Origin of the sequence: Peterkaempfera griseoplana, assembly GCF_001418575.1 — a bacterium.
Taxonomy (GTDB): Bacteria; Actinomycetota; Actinomycetes; order Streptomycetales; family Streptomycetaceae; genus Peterkaempfera; species Peterkaempfera griseoplana.
The window spans coordinates 1-615 of record NZ_LIQR01000187.1 but is presented as its reverse complement, the minus strand read 5'-3'; the positions used below and the strand labels follow the sequence as shown (position 1 = coordinate 615).

Sequence of the window (615 nt, the reverse complement as noted above, 5' to 3'; positions counted from 1 at the left end):
GCCGTGGTGGTCTCGCTCTGCGCCACCGCCGTGGCGGTACCCGTGGTGCTGCTGATGCGCGAGCACCCCGCAGACCTCGGTCTGCTCCCGTACGGCGCCGAGACCGCGCCGCCGCCCGCGGCGAGCGGCGCGGCCCTCAGCCGGGCCCTCACGGTCCTGGCCGGCGCCGTGCGCACCCGGGCGTTCTGGCTGCTGGCCGGTTCCTTCGCCATCTGCGGAGCCACCACCGCGGGCCTGGTGGGCACCCACTTCGTGCCCGCCGCCCACGACCACGGAATGCCCGCCACCACGGCGGCCGGACTGCTCTCCCTGGTCGGGGTCTTCGACGTGGTCGGCACTGTGGCGTCCGGCTGGTTCACCGACCGCTACGACTCACGGCGGCTGCTCGTCGCCTACTACGGACTGCGCGGCGCCTCGCTGCTCTTCCTGCCCCAGCTGTTCACCGCCGACCTCAAGCCGGGGATGCTGGCCTTCATCATCTTCTACGGCCTCGACTGGGTCGCCACCGTGCCGCCGACCATCGCCCTGTGCCGCGAGTGGTTCGGCGAGGACGCCCCGATCGTCTTCGGCTGGGTGCTCGCCTGCCACCAGCTGGGCGCCGCCCTGGTCGCCTCC

Annotated in this window: 1 protein-coding gene; it reads left to right on the top strand. The window is 73.7% G+C overall.

The genetic code is table 11. The features are described 5' to 3' along the window. A partial coding sequence (locus tag AOK09_RS37795; RefSeq protein ID WP_175609303.1) for an MFS transporter occupies positions 1–615 on the top strand: 615 nt, incomplete at both ends.